Origin of the sequence: Paenibacillus sp. FSL M8-0334 (assembly GCF_038000405.1) — a bacterium.
Taxonomy (GTDB): domain Bacteria; phylum Bacillota; class Bacilli; order Paenibacillales; family Paenibacillaceae; genus Paenibacillus_AQ; species Paenibacillus_AQ campinasensis.
Window position 1 is genome coordinate 2,318,488 of sequence record NZ_JBBOCH010000001.1, and the last position, 18,767, is coordinate 2,337,254.

Consider the following 18,767-nt stretch of genomic DNA (forward strand, 5'->3'; position numbering starts at 1 on the left):
CGCTTAGATGCCTTCTTGGGCGCTTATCCCTCTCTGTGTCTCTGTGTATGCTTCGGTATCTTTTCTATATCTTTCTGACTCTCTACTGTCTCAATGGCTGGTGCTGTCATGTCGAGGGCTTCCCTCCCGGTCTAATCCTTATAGACAACGATCGTGTCCATGTCCGGGTCGGCCGTACCCTGACACTTGACGCCGGCATCTCGAAGACGGATTAATCGCGAGGCCATCGGCCCTGTGATTACCTCGCCCGGATACAGGACCGGGATGCCCGGCGGATAAGGGATGACCATCTCGCCAGCCACGCGTCCTGCGCTTTCTTCCACGCGGATAGCTTCAAGTTTCTGCGGATCGGCAGGCTGGAGAGAGAACGAGACGGGCGATGAATACGAACGCTCGCCGCTTGAAATGTTCCACGTGGAAACATCGGGAGCGGCAGGTGCGGCTCGATCGATGTCATCCAGGTTTAGCTCGGGCTCCTGCTTTACAATATGCACAAGAGCCCATAAGAGGTGATTGACATCTTCCAGTGTCGATCCCAGGGAGAAGAGCAGGACGACGCGCCGCTCGTCGCTCATCTCCGGCACACAGCCGCGCGCTTCGAGTGCGCGCTGGAGTGCGTACCCGCTAAGGGCCCCGGTGCGGTCATATATGACCGCTTTGAAGGGGTCCTGGCGGGTATACGCCGCCGCCCGGGCGCTGCTGGGCCCCGGCGGCGGGGCTGCTCCGCCGGCTGCGGCCGTGCCGGCGGCGGGGGTTGCGGGCTGCGGCGGCTGCAGCAGCCCGAAGCGCGGCAGCTGCGCGAGCCCGCGCTGGAAGGCGTCCACGGCGGCCAGGCCGGCCGTGAAGGCGTCCTGGCCCTGCGCGTGCAGCTGGCGGCGGGCCAGATCCAGCGAGGCCATGAGCGGGTAGGAGGGGCTTGAGCTTTGCACCATGGCCAGCCGCTGCCGCAGCAGCTTGCGGTCCAGCAGCTCGCCCTGCACATGCAGCATCGCCCCCATCGTCATGGCCCCCAGCATTTTGTGCGTGGACTGTACGACAGCGTCAGCGCCGCAGGAGAGCGCACTATCCGGCAGCATCGGATGCAGTCCGAAATGCGCGCCGTGGGCTTCATCCACGAGCAGCGGAACCCCATGCTGATGACAGGCTGCCGCCAGAGGCTTCAAGTCGCTTCCCATGCCGTAATAGTTCGGCATCGTCACCAGCACGCCCTTGGCCTCCGGATAAGCCTCCAGAGCTTGTCTCACCGTCTCCTCCGAAGGAGCCACCGCAAGGCCGCTGCCTGCATCTGTCTCCGGCTGGAGAAATACGACCTGTGCTCCGGCGAGCATCAATCCGTTCAATACCGATTTATGAACATTCCGCTGCACCAGCAGAAGATCCCCCGGTGCTGTGCACACGGTCAGGATCATCGCCAGATTGCCTGACGTGCTGCCGCCTACGAGGAAATAACTCTCCTCAGCCCCAAAGCAATCCGCAGCAAGCTGCTGTGCCTGCCGAATGACACCTTCCGGATGATGCAAATCATCCGTCCCTGTAATTTCCGTAACATCAATCCGCATGACCTCGCGGAGCAGATCCGCCTCTTGTACGCCTGCGTAGGCCTTGCCGTTTTTATGTCCGGGAACATGCAGCGAGACATTCCCTTCTTCTCTATAACGCAGCAGCGCTTCTAGGAGCGGTGCCTGATGCTTGTTCATACTCCCCATTGCGTTTCCCTTCGGATTATAATATCTACCCTATTTTATCGCAAATTGGCATCTGCGCCTATGGCAAAGACCGCAAATGACCCATAGACAGCAAAAAAGGCCTCTTCATCAGGGGCCTATGCACAGGGTCTCACTATTAAACATTTTTCGGAATGACGATTTGCTTTAATTGCCGAATAAAAAAATGATATTTTGCATCGTCCGCACTGGTATGCACAATCTCGGATTCGCAGTCCTCACATACGAATTGCGAAACAATCGTAATGCCTTCCGCTTTAGGTTGGTTGCAAACGATGCAGACTTGTTCGGTCAGCTCTTCCATTGATAACCACCCCACCTTGTTCCTTTTCCTATTAGTATGGCACAGTTTCTATTATTTTAAACCTTTTCATAGGATTTCTTTGTTACGCTTTATGTATATGTCGGTGACATTTCGCTTGTGTCTGTACCTTTTTTGGTGCTTAATAATAATATCGCTTCTACCGATAAAATACATAAAAGCAATGTTTCAAACTAGCTCTACCGGATCATCATAGACAAAGGAGGACAGCTACGCCCGATGGCAGAACAACCGCACGGTCAAGCCACCTTTTATCAATACCGATTATTAAAAAAAATTCCGATGACCAAGACCCTGCTGGCCCTCTATCTGATGCTACCCTTGATCGCGGCTGTGGCAGGGATTATTGCTGTGTCCTGGAGCACGATCCCGTACATGCTGATGGCCATCCCCATCGTATTGTGGATTCAATACTTCATAGGTCACTCGGCGCTGCTTCTGATGGGACGCAATTATACGAAAAGGTGGCGGTTCCAGCTCCGGCTTCCTTGGCCGGGCTATATGCCGGACCAGCACATCAGCCGGCGGGTGTTCCTCACCGTACAGCAGCATACAAGCTGGATTGGCTTGTGCCTGTACGCCCTGGTGGCCCTGTGGACGCCTCCGTTATTTACGCTATCTCTGGTATTCTGGCATCTGTGGCTTCTTTTGCCGCGTTTCTACTTCCTCGTTCGCTTAAGCATGAAGTATAAGGACGGTATGTTAAAATTCAATGCGGAGGATGTTTCCTATTACAAGCAATAGGTCGCTGTCTTCCAACCTTTGAAAACCATGTTGCTCATCTTACAACATATATCCCGGCGAACGCCGGAAGATAAGCCGCATTTCTGAAAACAGCAAAGGGAACTCCTCACCGCGCGGGAGCTCCCTTTTTCATTCTCCGAATGAATCATGAACATAGAAAAAGACCTCATTTCGAAGCCCGAAAGAGGTCTTTTATTTCTTGCTCTCCAAGCCTTGGATGGCTTGCTTCTTCGTCTGACTGGGTACCATGATGATCAGATACCCGTCATGAACCGTGAGATGAACGATACTGTTTCCTTTCTCAAAAACGAGGGAGGCGCCAGAATCATCCTTCCGCTGCTTCCAGCCCCAGGACTCGATTTCGTTCAAATAGGGTTCTGGTATATCGTCTCCTTCCTTTATGCCAGGAAGTGCGTAACGTACGTAATCCAACTCGGTATTGCCTGACGTCTGTTCCGTCTTGTTAGCTTCTCTCGGGACGGGGAACGATTTGACGTTAGCCGCGCCATTGAAGGAATTCCAGCTGGGTTCAGCATGGGTTCCACAGGCAGAGCTGGTCAATAATATCGTACCAGCGCATATAAGACCAGCTACGTGCCGCCGGCTTTTAAGCATCGCAATTTTTCCTCCTCTCCTCATTATACCGTGTGCTGCGTGTAGTTCTTAGGTAATGGTATAAGGAGAATCTCTGCATTCAGGCTACATACCTACTGCTTTTCGCAAACAGGTAAAATACATCAGCCCGCATATGCCCGAATATAACTAATTCTATTATACTGATTTCCTTTGTTATATCGGTAACAAAATCTTCATCTGTTCACACCTTTTGAAGAGCCATGTTATATAACAGTTCGGCTGAATAAATGAAAGTACGGTGATCAAACATATCTTAATAAAAAAATAAAAACCACCGTCGACTACTTCGACAGTGGTTCTTCGCCTGGCAACGTCCTACTCTCCCGGGACCCTTCGGTCCAAGTACCATCGGCGCTGGAGGGCTTAACGGTCGTGTTCGGTATGGGTACGCGTGGAACCCCTCCGCTATCGCCACCAGACATGATTTTTCGAAGCTTCCGCTTCTCAAAATCGCTGCGAGAAAATATCAATCCTTATAAAGGACATGCAGCTTGATTTCAGATGTTTTGATCACCTGAAAACTAGATACGAAACGATTTGCGTTATATTATCCGTAGCATTGCCCCCAAAGTACTCCTCCGATGCAAAGCGTATCGCTTCCGAAGTGAGTTTTCCTCTGGAAAACTTAGCATTTGCTTCCGTAGCGAGCTTTCTTTCAGAAAGCTTTTAGGATAAGCCCTCGACCGATTAGTATTGGTCAGCTCCATGCATTGCTGCACTTCCACCTCCAACCTATCTACCTCGTCGTCTTCAAGGGGTCTTACGAATTGGGAAATCTCATCTTGAGGGGGGCTTCACGCTTAGATGCTTTCAGCGCTTATCCCTTCCGTACGTAGCTACCCAGCCGTGCTCCTGGCGGAACAACTGGTGCACCAGCGGTACGTCCATCCCGGTCCTCTCGTACTAAGGACAGCTCCTCTCAAATTTCCTACGCCCACGACAGATAGGGACCGAACTGTCTCACGACGTTCTGAACCCAGCTCGCGTACCGCTTTAATGGGCGAACAGCCCAACCCTTGGGACCTACTTCAGCCCCAGGATGCGATGAGCCGACATCGAGGTGCCAAACCTCCCCGTCGATGTGGACTCTTGGGGGAGATAAGCCTGTTATCCCCAGGGTAGCTTTTATCCGTTGAGCGATGGCCCTTCCATGCGGTACCACCGGATCACTAAGCCCGACTTTCGTCCCTGCTCGACTTGTGGGTCTCGCAGTCAAGCTCCCTTATGCCTTTGCACTCTTCGAATGATTTCCAACCATTCTGAGGGAACCTTGGGGCGCCTCCGTTACTCTTTAGGAGGCGACCGCCCCAGTCAAACTGCCCACCTGACACGGTCCCTGTACCCGATAAGGGCACCAGGTTAGAACCTAGATACGATCAGGGTGGTATCCCAACGGCGCCTCCACCCAAGCTGGCGCTCAGGTTTCCTAGGCTCCCACCTATCCTGTACAGATCGTACCCAAATTCAATATCAAGCTGCAGTAAAGCTCCATGGGGTCTTTCCGTCTTGTCGCGGGTAACCTGCATCTTCACAGGTATTAAAATTTCACCGGATCTCTCGTTGAGACAGCGCCCAAGTCGTTACGCCATTCGTGCGGGTCAGAATTTACCTGACAAGGAATTTCGCTACCTTAGGACCGTTATAGTTACGGCCGCCGTTTACTGGGGCTTCGGTTCACAGCTTCGGATTGCTCCTAACCGCTCCCCTTAACCTTCCAGCACCGGGCAGGCGTCAGCCCGTATACTTCGCCTTACGGCTTCGCACAGACCTGTGTTTTTGCTAAACAGTCGCTTGGGCCTTTTCACTGCGGCCCCCTCGGGCTATTCACCCTACCGAGGCACCCCTTCTCCCGAAGTTACGGGGTCATTTTGCCGAGTTCCTTAACGAGAGTTCTTCCGCGCGCCTTAGAATTCTCTTCTCGCCTACCTGTGTCGGTTTGCGGTACGGGCACCTTCACCTGACTAGAGGCTTTTCTTGGCAGTGTGAGATCATGACCTTCGCTACTGTAATTTTCACTCCCCATCACAGCCCAGCCTTAACGATGTGCGGATTTGCCTACACATCAGCCTCACTGCTTGGACGGACATCCATCAGTCCGCGTCACTACCCTCCTGCGTCCCCCCATCGTTCATAACGGTTTATGGTGGTACAGGAATTTCAACCTGTTGTCCTTCGACTACGCCTTTCGGCCTCGCCTTAGGTCCCGACTTACCCTGAGCGGACGAGCCTTCCTCAGGAAACCTTGGGCTTTCGGCGGATCAGATTCTCACTGATCTTTTCGTTACTCATACCGGCATTCTCACTTGTATACGCTCCAGCACTCCTTACGGTACACCTTCAATGCTGTATACAACGCTCCCCTACCCCTGATGCAAGCATCAAGCCATAGCTTCGGTGGTGTGTTTAGCCCCGTTACATTTTCGGCGCAGAGTCACTCGACCAGTGAGCTATTACGCACTCTTTAAATGGTGGCTGCTTCTAAGCCAACATCCTGGTTGTCTGTGCAACTCCACATCCTTTCCCACTTAACACACACTTGGGGACCTTAGCTGATGGTCTGGGCTGTTTCCCTTTTGACAATGGATCTTAGCACTCACTGTCTGACTCCCGGACATAAGTCGATGGCATTCGGAGTTTGACTGAGCTTGGTAACCCTTGCGGGCCCCGCACCCAATCAGTGCTCTACCTCCATGACTCTTCATTCCGAGGCTAGCCCTAAAGCTATTTCGGGGAGAACCAGCTATCTCCGAGTTCGATTGGAATTTCTCCGCTACCCCCACCTCATCCCCGCACTTTTCAACGTACGTGGGTTCGGGCCTCCAGTGCGTGTTACCGCACCTTCACCCTGGACAGGGGTAGATCACACGGTTTCGGGTCTACGCCCACATACTCATTCGCCCTATTCAGACTCGCTTTCGCTGCGGCTACGGCTTCTCGCCTTAACCTTGCATGGGAACGTAACTCGCCGGTTCATTCTACAAAAGGCACGCCATCACCCATTGAACGGGCTCTGACTTCTTGTAAGCACACGGTTTCAGGTTCTATTTCACTCCCCTCCCGGGGTGCTTTTCACCTTTCCCTCACGGTACTGCTTCACTATCGGTCGCTAGGGAGTATTTAGCCTTACCAGATGGTCCTGGCAGATTCATACGGGGTTTCACGTGCCCCGCACTACTCGGGATCCGTCTCGGAGGGTTCACATTTTCGACTACAGGGCTTTTACCTTCTATGGCCGGCCTTTCCAGACCTGTTCAACTAATCTAAACCTTTGTAACTCCATGTGAGACGTCCCACAACCCCGAAGAGCAAGCTCTTCGGTTTAGGCTGTTCCGCGTTCGCTCGCCGCTACTGACGGAATCACTCTTGTTTTCTCTTCCTCCAGGTACTTAGATGTTTCAGTTCCCTGGGTATGCCTCTTCACAGCCTATGTATTCAGCTGTGAGTGACTGGTTATTACACCAGCCGGGTTTCCCCATTCGGACATCCCCGGATCAAAGCTTGCTTACAGCTCCCCGAGGCCATTTCGTCGTTCGCCACGTCCTTCATCGGCTCCTAGCGCCTAGGCATCCTCCGTGTGCTCTTAGTAGCTTAACCTTCACTTCATGTTTGCCTGATTCTCTTCCCTTGTTGCCAAAAGTCGTTCATCATGCAAACATTCCGTTCTACTACTTTAGTAACTTGTTGTGACACAAGTTCAGCTAAAAGGATATTTCTAAAACGCAAATTCGTTTCGTTATCTAGTTTTCAAGGATCAACGCAGTTACAATGCAACTGCTGTTTGAGAGTTGAACTCTCAAAACTGATCAACGAGTGGGTGGTGACTTTACGATGTAAAGTCGATCCGGCAGCTTGCGCTGACCGTGTGTTTGAATGCTCTCGTTGCAGAGAGCGATTCTCCATAGAAAGGAGGTGATCCAGCCGCACCTTCCGATACGGCTACCTTGTTACGACTTCACCCCAATCATCTACCCCACCTTCGGCGGCTGGCTCCTTGCGGTTACCCCACCGACTTCGGGTGTTGTAAACTCTCGTGGTGTGACGGGCGGTGTGTACAAGACCCGGGAACGTATTCACCGCGGCATGCTGATCCGCGATTACTAGCAATTCCGACTTCATGCAGGCGAGTTGCAGCCTGCAATCCGAACTGAGACTGGCTTTTTAGGATTGGCTCCACCTCGCGGCTTCGCTTCCCGTTGTACCAGCCATTGTAGTACGTGTGTAGCCCAGGTCATAAGGGGCATGATGATTTGACGTCATCCCCACCTTCCTCCGGTTTGTCACCGGCAGTCACCTTAGAGTGCCCACCATTACGTGCTGGCAACTAAGATCAAGGGTTGCGCTCGTTGCGGGACTTAACCCAACATCTCACGACACGAGCTGACGACAACCATGCACCACCTGTCTCCTCTGTCCCGAAGGAAACCTCTATCTCTAGAGGGGTCAAAGGGATGTCAAGACCTGGTAAGGTTCTTCGCGTTGCTTCGAATTAAACCACATACTCCACTGCTTGTGCGGGTCCCCGTCAATTCCTTTGAGTTTCAGTCTTGCGACCGTACTCCCCAGGCGGAATGCTTAATGTGTTAACTTCGGCACCAAGGGTATCGAAACCCCTAACACCTAGCATTCATCGTTTACGGCGTGGACTACCAGGGTATCTAATCCTGTTTGCTCCCCACGCTTTCGCGCCTCAGCGTCAGTTACAGCCCAGAGAGTCGCCTTCGCCACTGGTGTTCCTCCACATATCTACGCATTTCACCGCTACACGTGGAATTCCACTCTCCTCTTCTGCACTCAAGTTCCCCAGTTTCCAGTGCGTCCCGAAGTTAAGCTCCGGGTTTAAACACCAGACTTAAAGAACCGCCTGCGCGCGCTTTACGCCCAATAATTCCGGACAACGCTTGCCCCCTACGTATTACCGCGGCTGCTGGCACGTAGTTAGCCGGGGCTTTCTTCTCAGGTACCGTCACCCAAAGAGCAGTTACTCTCTCTGGCGTTCTTCCCTGGCAACAGAGCTTTACGATCCGAAAACCTTCATCACTCACGCGGCGTTGCTCCGTCAGACTTTCGTCCATTGCGGAAGATTCCCTACTGCTGCCTCCCGTAGGAGTCTGGGCCGTGTCTCAGTCCCAGTGTGGCCGTTCACCCTCTCAGGTCGGCTACGCATCGTCGCCTTGGTAGGCCATTACCCCACCAACTAGCTAATGCGCCGCAGGCCCATCCTCAAGTGACAGATTGCTCCGCCTTTCCATATTCAGCCATGCAGCCAAATATCCTATCTGGTATTAGCTACCGTTTCCGGTAGTTATCCCAGTCTTGAGGGCAGGTTGCCTACGTGTTACTCACCCGTCCGCCGCTAAATCTCAGGAGTGCAAGCACTCCATCGATTCCGCTCGACTTGCATGTATTAGGCACGCCGCCAGCGTTCGTCCTGAGCCAGGATCAAACTCTCCAATAAAGATCGAACATTTCTGGATTGCTCCAAGAAAGCATTCAACCGATGAGTTTGTAGCTCATTTCAAAACTGACGAGAATTTGTTCAATTCTCTATTCATAACTCCCCGCCGAAGCGGTTCGTTTTACCCACTCGTTGTTCAGTTTTCAAAGATCAACTGCTTCGTTACCGGCGAATCTCGTTCGCATCAGCAACTCTTATAATATATCACAACCAGATTCACATTGCAAGCTTTTTTTTTGAACATTTATTCTGGCGATGATTGCTGCCGTTTAAAGCGGCAAGAAATAATATAACATAGCATTTCCTTCAGGTCAATTCATAAACACTAGTAAATAACTTCCTGTATGAAAAGATGACGCTGCTGAGCCAGATTCACGATCTCCCCGTGTACGGAAACCATCGGTCTTGTTGGATGCTTGCTATCCGTAAATACGATCTCGCCCAGGCTTCCATTGCTGAGGCGTACCCTCATGCCGTGATGGAACGAGGTCAGTCTTTGAATAAAGGTCTGCACCAGCATCGGATCAAGCTTGCCGAAGGATTCAAGATGGAGCTGCTCGAGCACGGCGTAAGATGACTGTGCGTTGCGGTGGAACTTATCGAGAGTCATCGCATGGAACACATCGGTTACGGCGACGATTTTGGCATACATATGAATTCGGCTTCCCTCCAGTTTAAGGGGATAGCCTGTTCCGTCGACTTTCTCATGATGCTGCAGCGCTGCAAGCCGAACTCCTTCATTTACAGCCGCTACATTTTTCAAAATCTGATAACCGTACGTCGTATGCCTGCGCACCTCTTCCTGCTCCTCCTGTGTCAGCTTGGATGGCTTGTTCAGGATAATCGGGTCAATCCTCACGTTCCCGATGTCATGCAGCAGTCCTGCAAATGCAACCTGCATCCATTCCTTCTCCGGAAGACCAACCCACTGCGCCAGCTTGTACGAGGAGAGCGCACATAGAACGGCATGGTGATACCGGTAATCGTGCCTGTTCGTCACGCGGGGAATGAACTTGAGCGCATAATAGTCCTTCTGATGCTCAAGAAGCTGCTGCATTTGTCGCCGTACTTCATACATATGAAGCTCGCCGGTAATGGCAGACTGATAGCATCGTTTAATGAGGGCCAGCATCTTGTCATATTCCTCATGCAGAGATTGTTCCTTCCGGGCTGACGACTCTTCCTCGGCACTCGCTTGAGGCTGCTCACTGAACAGCAAGGACGGCTTCTGTCCCGCTGATTTCACAGTAGGCACTCTCGTGCTGTCCCCTTCGACAGATTCCACCGTCACTTGCTCCACCATAAAAGCTTTAAGCACCTCAATATCACGGGGAAGAAGAACCTTTCCTTTTTGCATTAAAAGGCCGCCCAAAGGCGTGTATACGTCTTCAGCCAGCTTGATACCGATCTGTAAATCACTAACGGTTATGATCGTCATGATTCATTGCCCTCTCCATCTTCTTCGGACTGCCGCGCAGCCTTCATCACCTTATTCCTATTCCATATTATAGTTCTTGTCCCTCGGCCTGCACAATATCGGTTTCCAAGATAGTATCTCGATATCACAATTCCCGAGCTGCTCTTGAGCGAAATCCATCCAGTACGAGAATCCTGCAAAATGCAGCAGCATCCCGGTCATATCTGCCTTGGCACATGACCGGGATGCTGTCTTATGACTGATTGTAACTTCCTCTATTCTCTTCTGAGCCACCCTACAATCGCTTCGGCTTCTATCATCGTTAAGCGTCGAGAAGAAGCTGTCGTTTCACTGAACAGGTTCAGCCCCACATCCTTATGGCTGAACGGAGATGGTGACAACCGACATCGGCGGAAGCTGGACCGCAAGCGCTCCTTGTTCAACTGCAACGCCGGTGAACGGCGCCGGTTGCACAGCATTCGGATGCTCGAACGTATTATGCGCATCCATCCGGTCTGCGGTAATGATGCTGCCCGACACTACCGCTGAATGCAGGGCATCCATGCCGCGGAGCTCCAGCTTCAGGTCCGCCTTCTGTTGATGATCAATATTGCACAAGCTGATATGAATAGCACCTGCGGAATTTCGTGATGCGGATACGGTGACCTGTGGCAGACGGTGCCCCTCATATTCATAGGTGCCGAAGGAAGATGCGACTGGCAGCAGTTCTGCATCCTGATGCACTTTAAACATATTGAACACATGATAGGTAGGCGTCAGCAGCATATCCTGCCCTTCCGTCAGGATCATTGCCTGCAGCACATTGACGGTCTGCGCGATATTGGTCATCTGTACACGATCCGCGTGGTGATGGAAGATGTTCAGATGCAGGCCGGCCACCAGCGCATCGCGGATCGTATTCTGCTGATACAGGAAGCCCGGATTGGTGCCTGGCTCCACATCATACCAGGTTCCCCATTCATCGATAATGAGACCGACCCGCTTCTCCGGATCATACTTGTCCATAATCTCGCTGTGCTTCGTAATCAGCTCATCCATATACAGCGCTTTCTTCATCGTCATGAACCATTCGTCCTCCGGAAACCCTAACGCAGAGCCTTTGCCGAGGAAAAAATCGCCCGGAACCGTGTAATAATGCAAGCTGAGTCCGTCCATATACGCACCGGCATTGCTCATCAGCACTTCCGTCCAGTTGTAATCGTCGGTATTGGCTCCACCGGCGATTTTGTACACCTTGTTGTCCCCGTAGTTCCTTACGTATGTCTGATATTGACGGTACAGATCTGCATAATATTCCGGCCGCATATTGCCGCCGCAGCCCCAGTTCTCGTTGCCTACCCCGAAATATTTCAGCTTCCACGGCTCTGCTCTGCCGTTATCGCGCCGCCAGTCCGCCATCGGAGACTCGCCGTCAAACGTCATATACTCAACCCACTCGGACATTTCCTGCACGGTCCCACTGCCGACATTGCCGCAGATGTAAGGTTCACATTCCAGCAGCTCACACAGCAGCATGAACTCATGCGTACCGAAGTGATTGTTCTCGATCACGCCGCCCCAGTTGGTGTTCACCATCCGTTTGCGCTCATCTCTTGGACCGATGCCGTCCTTCCAGTGATATTCATCAGCGAAACAGCCGCCCGGCCACCGCAATACCGGAATCTGAAGCTGTTTCAGAGCAGCCAGGACATCGTTCCTTATTCCCTTCGTATTGGAGATTGGTGAATCCTCCCCTACCCATATTCCTTCATAAATGCATCTGCCAAGATGTTCGGCAAAATGACCATATATATTTCGATTAATGATGCCTTTAGGCATATCTACATTAATTATTGCTTGATGGGCCATTCTATCAACAACCTCCTAATATGGATACCTGCACAGATGCCCGTCTCCACCAGCCTTGTGGAGACGGGCATGGCCTAACAGTCACTTATCCTTTGACCGCTCCGCCAACGATACCTTTCACGATCTGCTTCTGCATGAAGATGAAGAAGATGAATACCGGGATCAGCGTAATGACCGTCATTGTCATGAACATCGGCCAGTTAACGGTAAACTCTCCCTTGGCTCTGTAAATTTCCAGAACAAGCGTTGTATTCTCCCGAGTGCTGAGAAACAGCATCGGGGACAAGAAGTCGTTCCAGATCCACATGGTTTGAAATACGGCACTGGTTACCGTGATCGGTTTAAGCAGCGGCAGAATAATTCGCCAGAAGATGCCCTGAATGGAGCATCCGTCGATCGTCGCTGCCTCCGACAGATCCTTCGGAATCGTCCTCATGTAACCAAGTATCAGGAAGAAGACGAATACCGAGCCTCCCAGATACAACGTGACAAGCCCATACAATCTGTCGATCAGCCGAAACTGGGTCATGAGCTGGAATAATGGCACCAGCAGAGTTTGAAAAGGAACCATGAACCCGAGCAGCAGGTATACCATAATCATCCGGTTCAAGCGGGTGCGGTTGTATACCATGGGGTATGCCGCCATTGCTCCGATCAGAACCATCAGGACGACGGAGGTTACAGTGAGGAACAAGCTGTTGCCGAAGCTGCGCAGGATTGGCGTCTCCTCAAACACTCTGGCATAGTTCGAGAACACCCACTCCGTAGGCAAGCTTAGCGGACTTCTCAGTGTCTCCATCTCTGTCTTGAAGGTGTTGACAATAATGATGTAGAAGGGGAAGAACATCAGCAACCCGATCGGCAGCATGAGGACGTCAAGCAGCCAATGGTTCCGGTTTGATTGTCTCATTGCATGCGTTCCTCCCTTCGTTGCATCAGATTGAACTGCAGGAAGCCTATCACAAGCACGATCAGGAAGAAGACGACGGAGATGGCCGAAGCCAGACCAAACTGGGCTTCCGAGATCCCTCGCAGCACAATAACGTGTGTAATGGTGTGCGTTTCGAATCCAGGACCTCCATTCGTCAAAGCAAACGGAATTTCGTATACCTTCAGTCCGTTCGTAATCAGCAGCAGAATGCTGACCGTCATGGCTGGGGCAAGCAGTGGTATCGTCAGATACCGGATTTGCTGCCATCTGCTGGCCCCGTCAATGGATGCCGCCTCATAGAAATCACGAGGAATGGACTGCAGAAAGGCCAGATAAATGATGGCATGCCAACCCGTCACCGCCCATACAGCAACCACAATCGTCGATATTTTGGCCAATACAGGATCCGATAACCAAGGCTGCGGTCCGCTGCCGAACAGCTCGCGCAGGATGGTATTCAAGATTCCCGAAGGAACCGGGGCAAAGATAAAGCCCCAGACGAAGGCCAACAGCAATCCGCTCGGTATCGACGGGAAGAAGAATACCGCTCTGAGCACATTTTTACTCAGAAATTTCTGGTCCAGGATGAGCGCCAGCGGAATCGCCAGCAGCGTTACCAGCACTGTCGTTGCTACCGCAAACAGTACGGTGAAGGAAATCCCGGACATAATCGCCGGATCGGCAAACAGTCTGGCATAATTTCTTAATCCGATAAAATCGTAATTGTTCGAATACCCGTTGAAATTCGTCAGGCTCAGTGTAAATGAACGGATGAGCGGATAGATCGTGAACAATGTGTAGATTACCAGAATCGGAATCAGAAACACCTGGTATTGCAGCTGACGCATAAATTTACCCATGTTCATCTTCCTTTCAGGCGCGTTACCCCTTAGTAGTTCTCCATTTCTTCAAATTTTCTATCTATGGCTTGAATGGCTTCATCCACTGAAATCTTGCCTACAGCCACATCTTGCGTGGAGACCACGAACTGGTTTCTTAACGCTTCCTGATATCTTGGCCATGTCACCATCGGAAGATAGATATTGCCCTCGATCAATCCTTCTTCATAAGCCTGCTGCAGCGCAGGATGAACTTCCGCTTCAAATCCTTCGGCTGTCATAATCAATCCGGTGCCTTCATAGAACAGCTGCAGCCCCTCTTCACTGCTCAAGTATTCCAGGAATAACAGAGCTTCCTCTTGGCGCGGTGTTTTGCTGTTTACTGCGAAGCCGACACCCGGCGCACCTACATAATAGCGCTGACCCTCTTCGAATCCTGGCAGCCCCATAACACCATAGTCGAGGTCCGGCGTTTGATCCAGCTTATCAAGCACCCAAGGTCCGCTGAAGAACATCGCCACATTGCCGAGGGCAAATTCACTTTCGACCTGCTCACCCGTCAGACCGATCATATCCGGCGTCAGGATCCCTGTATCAATAAGGTCCCGCTTCCATACGTTGAACACTTCCGTCCATCCGTCGGCGAATGTTTTCTCTCCGGCGAAGATTTTGTCATCGAATTCAGGATCCTGGGACAATACCATATTTCCGTACAAAGCAGAGTGCACTTGCGTTAAATCCTGCATATTGTCGTACAGTGGAATAATGCCCGCCTCTTTCAGCTTGAGGCATACTTCCACGAACTCATCCCAGGTCTGCGGGAGTTCTGTAATGCCCGCTTGCTCAAACAGCGCCTTGTTATAGAACCATCCGCCTACCCAGCCGTTTTGGGTGAAGGCGTACGTTCTTCCGTCCTTGCTCAACATCGGTTTGTTGCTGTCGAGCATTACCTCCATAAACGGATAATCCGTCAGATCAAGCGCATGCCCTCCATCGATAATCTCATTCCGATTCTCTGCCGCAATCATAAAAATATCGGTAGCCGAATCTGACAGCAGCATCGTCTGCAGCTTGGATATATAGTCTCTTACTGGAGGAGCGAACTGGAAGTCAAAGGTAATATGCGGATACTTCTCCTGGAAGCCTTGCAGAACAGGCTTCATTTCTGACTCATTGTTCCACGCCAGAATACTCAATTTCACTTGATTGGGTTCGGAAGCGCTTCCGTTATTGCCCGTAGCCGAGTCATTATTACTCCCGCACGCCCCCAAAATGACCGATACCAGCATAACCACCACGAACAGCAGTGACTTTCTTTTCACTTGTAACGTCCCCCTCTTTGGATTGTTGTAAGCACTTTCATCGACTACAAGCTTACCTCTATTCCGTGACTGGTTGAATTCATATTGTTGCGCAATTTCTTGTATTTCGTTGCGCAGCTTAATGATCATTCTGACGGGACTGGCGGTACTGTTTAGGGGACATCCCGTAGTACTTCTTAAACGTTCGGCTGAAATGACTCTCGTCCACAAAACCGGTAACGGAAGCGATCAGGCTGTTCTTCTCATCCGTGCGTATCAGCAAGTCAGCAGCCTTCTCTACTCTGACCTGAAGGACATAGTTCCAATAATTGATGTCCATCTCCTGTTTAAATAAGCGGCTGAGCTGGAACTTGTCAATCCCGAACCGGTCGGCGATGACCTGCAAGGACAGATCCTCGCCATAATTCAGATCGATATACTGCTTGATCCGCATCATTAAGTCTACCGCCGGATTCACACCCTTGATGCTGTCCGCAATGCTGGTAAGAAACTCGTTGAACAGCTGCTCCAGTTGTGTCACATGGCGGCATTGCCTCAGATCCTCCATAGCCATCGTATGCCGTCCGCTTGTCGTTCCCGCCATGCGGGGGCTGGATTGGGCGATCGCGTAGAGCATATGCAGCACGATGGAATATACGCCTTCCGGGTGGATCTGCAAACTGCGGATTTGACGGAACAGATCTGCACTCAGCTTCTTGGCCGCTTCAAGATTGAAATCATGGACGACCATCTCCCGGAAAGCCTGTTCGACTGGCTGGAAGTCCGCCATCCGCCATTCTTGCGAAACAACCACCTCTCCGTATACGTTGACCGGATCATCGGTATAGAAGCCTGCCATAAGCGCTTCTTCACTTCTCTTCACCAGCTCTAGCAATCTGTGAGCGGAATCACCGGTAACTGCCATCAGCGGGCTGACGCCGATCATAACCGGGATATCTTGTAGGCACTGCGCTAATTCCTGTGTCTGACCCCGTCCGCTGGCACCAACCAGCCGGGAGAGCTCCTTCAGTTGATCCATGTCCATCATGCTGTCCAGTCCAACCAGAACACTGTAATAATCCTGGCTTCTCCGATAGATGATCGGTGGAATTACTGAGCTCGTCCAGAGCAACTGTTCCCGGAGCTGAGATTCGCTTACATCCGCGGCATTCAACAGATCAAGGACAGCGATATACTGAATTTGCAGCAGATTTAAGGCCCGTTTGACCTTAGCGATGCTTGCCGATTCCAGCGTCCTGGTATGCACAAGCTTCCCGAACTCCCGGGACAGCTTAGATATCTCTTCTTCTTGAATGGTGCTCAGCAGCTCTTGAATGGTGGCTGTCAGTGACACGATATCTACCGGCTTAAGCAAATATTGATACACTTCGAGCCTCAGAGCGTCCCGTGCATAACTGAATTCGTCATGAGCGCTCAGAATAATCGTTTTAGGCTTCTTAACCGTCTCATCCAGCTGCCGCAACGTCTCGATACCGGTCATATAGGGCATCTGAATATCAAGAATGACCACGTCCGGCAGAAATTCCTCTAGTAGCTGTAAGGTTTCCCGACCGTCATAAGCATGCTTCTTCTCGGTAATGCCAAGCGCAGTCCAGTCCATCGTTTTGTCCAAAAAAGTATGCAGAGACTTCTGATCATCCGCAATCAGTAATTTCATTCCGTTCTCCCCCCTTCTCTGCTTCGGGCAGGCACGACGAGATATACCCAGGTGCCGGCTTGCCTGCGGCTGCGAATCCGAAGACCATAATCGCTGCCATAGTTCAGCTTGATGCGGTGATTGACATTGTACAAGCCAATGTTTCCAACGTCTTGATCAGGCTTCTCAATCTGCTGCCTGAGGGCTCTCAGCTCCTGTCTGTCCATCCCCTCGCCCGTGTCGCCAATGGCAATCAGGAGCCCCTTCTTCACCTTGACAGCGCTGATGCATATCGTCCCCTCTCTGCGATCTTCGCCAAATCCATGCCGGATGCAGTTCTCTACAATTGGCTGGAGCAGGAGCTTCGGAATGTTCACCTGCAGCACGTCCTCATCCGGAATATGCTGCTTCACGGTTATACGGTCATCGTATTTCTTGTTCATGATGTATAAATAGTCATTCAACTGCTTCAGTTCGGTATGAAGCGTTACCAGTTCGCCGGTCTGCCGCAGCGAATACCGGAACAGGTTGCTGAGCGACAGCACAATCCGGTTGGAGGACTCAATGTTACCGCATACAATCTCGGTTTGCAGAAGCTGTAGCGTATTAAACAGAAAGTGCGGGTTGATCTGTGCCTGCAGCGCCTTCAGCTCTTCTTCCTTCAAAGCAATTTGTGTTAAATAGTTCTGCTGGATCAGAAGGTCGATCCGGTCCATTAATTCTTTGAATTTGGTGCCAATGATGTTGATCTCCCGGTACTGATAGTTTTTGTTTCGGATGTACAGCATGTCATCGGTTCCGATTTTGTTCAGCGTCCGCAGCAGTCCCTGCAGCGGACGGGATATCCGGAAGGTTACCGCCAGACTGATCAGCACGTTCAGCACAAGGCACAGATATAAAATGCGGTTCAGATTGGATTTGAGCGGAGCCGACTGGCTCGTAATTTCCGTCATGGGGATCGCAGAGATCATCATCCATCCTTCAATCACAGTAGGCTGGTAAATGATCAGATGTTCCTCCCCAAATAGCTGTTCGCGGAAATTGCCTGATTTCTCAAGATAGATGTTATCGATGCCTGCAAAATGCATCGTTTGGCCAATTTCTGCACTATCCTGATGTACGATAATCCGCCGGTGCTCGTCGATCATAAAGATGTTCGCCTGACTCTGGTACATGCTGCGTTCAAACATGCTGTTCACTTTCTGCAAGTCCAGATTCGCGATAACCGAGCCAAGTACCTCCCGGCGGTATCCTTTCACCTGCATCGCCACAGATAACGTGGGCTTTCCGTAACGGGAAATGTCCGAGTTCATGTAGTAGTCCTGGTTATGAATCCCGAGGCTGAAGAAATAGTCCCCCTGCCGGGACTCGAACGACTCCAGGGCCCAAGTCTGTTCGGTAAAGGGATAATCCCACCAGAGTGAGCTGCGCGCATTCAAATTATTCACATAGCCGTTCTTGCCCAGAATCAGCACATCGCTGATGAGCGACTGGTAGGTGTTGATACTCTGCATGATCTCCGAGATGTTCCGTTCATGTTGAAGCAGATAAGCCATGTCGGGAATCTCGTCCTGCCTGAGAATGGCTCCCACCGACTGATTGCTTGCCAGAACAAGCAGCGACCGCTTGGTCTCCTCCAGATAGAAGCTGATTCCCTGGGCCGCCTGCTCCATCACCTTATTGCTTGAACGTATGACCTCTTCGGTAATCATACGGGTGGAATCGCGAATCGACAGAATGCCGAGCAGCAGAAGCAGCAGCATGTTGCCAAGCAGATAATAGATCAGGAAGGTCCGGTAAATCGTTTTTTCCAGAACAAAATTACGTATAAAGTGCATCATCTTCTTCATGCCATAAACCCCGATTTCGTCA

General features: G+C 51.4%; 11 protein-coding genes and 3 rRNA genes. 1 reads left to right on the forward strand and 13 read right to left on the reverse strand.

Going from position 1 to position 18,767, the window contains the following annotated elements:
* Positions 1-131: 131 nt before the first annotated feature.
* Together MKX64_RS10140 and MKX64_RS10145 are read right to left on the reverse strand one after the other, a co-directional pair.
* Entirely contained in the window at positions 132-1,706 is a 1,575-nt protein-coding gene (locus MKX64_RS10140) for an aminotransferase class I/II-fold pyridoxal phosphate-dependent enzyme (protein WP_445670819.1), read from the reverse strand.
* 136 nt (positions 1,707-1,842) lie between these two features.
* Entirely contained in the window at positions 1,843-2,028 is a 186-nt protein-coding gene (locus MKX64_RS10145) for a sigma factor G inhibitor Gin (RefSeq protein WP_095267661.1), read from the reverse strand.
* A 237-nt stretch (positions 2,029-2,265) separates the two neighbouring features.
* Here MKX64_RS10145 and MKX64_RS10150 point away from each other — a divergent pair, with 237 nt between their 5' ends.
* Positions 2,266-2,790, forward strand: coding sequence for a hypothetical protein (locus MKX64_RS10150; protein ID WP_095267660.1), 525 nt, complete (start codon positions 2,266-2,268; stop codon positions 2,788-2,790).
* A 192-nt stretch (positions 2,791-2,982) separates the two neighbouring features.
* Here MKX64_RS10150 and MKX64_RS10155 read toward each other — a convergent pair whose 3' ends face one another.
* The 11 genes from MKX64_RS10155 to MKX64_RS10205 all read right to left on the reverse strand — a co-directional run bounded on the left by MKX64_RS10155 (position 2,983) and on the right by MKX64_RS10205 (position 18,745).
* Positions 2,983-3,405: a hypothetical protein gene (locus tag MKX64_RS10155; RefSeq protein WP_095267659.1), complete on the reverse strand. Its 423-nt coding sequence runs from the start codon at positions 3,403-3,405 to the stop codon at positions 2,983-2,985.
* 323 nt (positions 3,406-3,728) lie between these two features.
* Positions 3,729-3,845, reverse strand: a 5S ribosomal RNA gene (gene rrf, locus MKX64_RS10160).
* 248 nt (positions 3,846-4,093) lie between these two features.
* Positions 4,094-7,020 (reverse strand): 23S ribosomal RNA (locus tag MKX64_RS10165).
* 308 nt (positions 7,021-7,328) lie between these two features.
* Positions 7,329-8,881 (reverse strand): 16S ribosomal RNA (locus tag MKX64_RS10170).
* The 16S, 23S and 5S rRNA genes sit together here, the layout of an rRNA operon.
* Positions 8,882-9,206: 325 nt before the next feature.
* Positions 9,207-10,319: an HD-GYP domain-containing protein gene (locus tag MKX64_RS10175; RefSeq protein WP_341035721.1), complete on the reverse strand. Its 1,113-nt coding sequence runs from the start codon at positions 10,317-10,319 to the stop codon at positions 9,207-9,209.
* A 354-nt stretch (positions 10,320-10,673) separates the two neighbouring features.
* Positions 10,674-12,167 carry an alpha-N-arabinofuranosidase gene (locus MKX64_RS10180; RefSeq protein ID WP_341035722.1) on the reverse strand — a complete coding sequence of 498 codons (1,494 nt, stop codon included), beginning with the start codon at positions 12,165-12,167 and terminating at the stop codon, positions 10,674-10,676.
* An 85-nt stretch (positions 12,168-12,252) separates the two neighbouring features.
* Positions 12,253-13,077 (reverse strand): carbohydrate ABC transporter permease, encoded by an 825-nt coding sequence (locus MKX64_RS10185; RefSeq protein ID WP_095266635.1) that lies wholly within the window; start codon positions 13,075-13,077, stop codon positions 12,253-12,255.
* Positions 13,074-13,958 (reverse strand): carbohydrate ABC transporter permease, encoded by an 885-nt coding sequence (locus MKX64_RS10190; RefSeq protein ID WP_095266636.1) that lies wholly within the window; start codon positions 13,956-13,958, stop codon positions 13,074-13,076. The genes MKX64_RS10185 and MKX64_RS10190 overlap by 4 nt, the downstream gene beginning before the upstream one ends.
* A 29-nt stretch (positions 13,959-13,987) precedes the next feature.
* Positions 13,988-15,259 carry an ABC transporter substrate-binding protein gene (locus MKX64_RS10195; protein ID WP_095266637.1) on the reverse strand — a complete coding sequence of 424 codons (1,272 nt, stop codon included), beginning with the start codon at positions 15,257-15,259 and terminating at the stop codon, positions 13,988-13,990.
* 118 nt (positions 15,260-15,377) lie between these two features.
* Entirely contained in the window at positions 15,378-16,916 is a 1,539-nt protein-coding gene (locus MKX64_RS10200; protein ID WP_341035723.1) for a helix-turn-helix domain-containing protein, read from the reverse strand.
* On the reverse strand, positions 16,913-18,745 hold the full coding sequence (locus tag MKX64_RS10205) for a cache domain-containing sensor histidine kinase (protein WP_095266639.1): 1,833 nt from the start codon (positions 18,743-18,745) through the stop codon (positions 16,913-16,915). The genes MKX64_RS10200 and MKX64_RS10205 overlap by 4 nt, the downstream gene beginning before the upstream one ends.
* Positions 18,746-18,767 lie beyond the last annotated feature (22 nt).